Origin of the sequence: Aestuariispira insulae (genome assembly GCF_003385955.1) — a bacterium.
Taxonomy (GTDB): Bacteria; Pseudomonadota; Alphaproteobacteria; order UBA8366; family Aestuariispiraceae; genus Aestuariispira; species Aestuariispira insulae.
This window is the reverse complement of record NZ_QRDW01000043.1, coordinates 1-1,541: the sequence shown is the minus strand read 5'-3', so window position 1 is coordinate 1,541 and position 1,541 is coordinate 1. Positions and strand designations below refer to the sequence as shown.

Annotated in this window: 1 protein-coding gene; it reads left to right on the top strand. The window is 56.3% G+C overall.

Features of this window, described 5'->3' with window-relative positions; genetic code table 11:
* On the top strand, positions 1–1,541 hold a 1,541-nt coding region (locus tag DFP90_RS23035), incomplete at both ends, for a LamG-like jellyroll fold domain-containing protein (RefSeq protein ID WP_181905533.1).

Here is a 1,541-nt window from a genome sequence, read left to right as displayed (position 1 = left end):
GGCGACTATGTGATCCAGGATCAGGGCGATGGCTCTTATGCCATCACCGATGCCGCCGGTTCGACGGATACGGTCACGGGTGTCGAGACACTGGAGTTTGCGGCTGGTGCGGATATTGACCTGACGGCCGCCAACAGTGGACCGCAGGCGGTTGATGCCAAAGTCTATTTTGGCAATCAGGCGGAAGCTTTCATCCATAAACTCAGTGTGACTGATGCGGATCTGGCTGAGCAGAATAGTGAGGAATTGCTAACCATCAGCATCAAGGATGCTGATGACGGGGTGCTGCTGGTTAAAGGTGGCAAAATTGAACTGATCCGGTGGAATGAAACGAACCAGGACTATGAAGTTGTTTCCTCAAATGAGGATGGCCAATACCGCTTCGTACCGATTGAGGGGCAGGACGGGCCTGACAGTTTCACCTGGCGGGTCAAGGATCAGAGTGGTTTATCCAGTCAGGCAACGGTTGCTATAGAAAGCGATGATTCAGAGATGCCGGTTTCAAATTCGGCCATCTCTGTTGATGGGAATGACAGCTATCTGGGCCGGACCTTTGAAACAGGTGGCAATACGCAGCAATGGGTGTTCGAAAGCTGGGTCAAGCGGGGCTCGACCGGCACTTGGGATGCCATCTTCTCCAGCCGCAATGGGGGGGCAGGGACGCCCCTGGGCTATATCAGTTTTGGCAGCGATAACCGCCTGTGGGTGGTGTCGCACCCGTCGGACAGCACCGCTTCCTACTATTCGGCGGTGACGGATATGACCTTCACTGACACGGAGAAACGGAAGCATATTGCCGTGGCCTGGGACATGTCGCAGACTAATGCAGCGGACAGGATTCGGATTTATGTGGACGGGGTGCTGGCAACCCAGCATTCCAGCAGCAAGCCACCGGTACAGAACTGGGAAAAAAGCAATATCGGCCTGGCCCAGGAACATCGGATCGGGTCGGAAGCGGGCTCGCCTGATGCCAATCATTTTGATGGCGAGATTGGCCAGGTCTCCTTCCGGGACGGGGCAACCATTAACGACGCCTCGGATTTGACCCTGGGACAAGCCGATGTCGTTGGCGGCTGGGAAGCGGTCAACCCAGATCAAACGGTGGATTATGGTGCTACAGGTTTCTACCTGGATCATGGTGATGCTGCCGCCCTTGGCACGGATGAGAGCGGCCAGGGCAATGATTTTGCCGTCACCGGCGCGGTCACCTATATTGCTGATTCCAATCAAGTCATGGCGTTCAATACGAAAACAGTCGAAGGCACCGACGGCAATGATGTGATCATCGGCAACGAACGCGTTGTCCTCATTGATGGCGGGGCTGGGGATGATCTGCTGGTTGCAGGGGACGTGACAGGCAATGATCGCGCGGTTGCGGATCCTGCGTCGGTTGCCAAACTGTCCACGGCCTTTGGGCCGGGCAGCAGCGATCTGAGCGAGGATGGCCTTCGGGTGAAGAGCACGAATGGCTCGACGGTCTGGTACCGGTCGGACAAGGCTGTTTCGACCGTGCAGCGGAACTATTTCGAGATGGAGGTCCT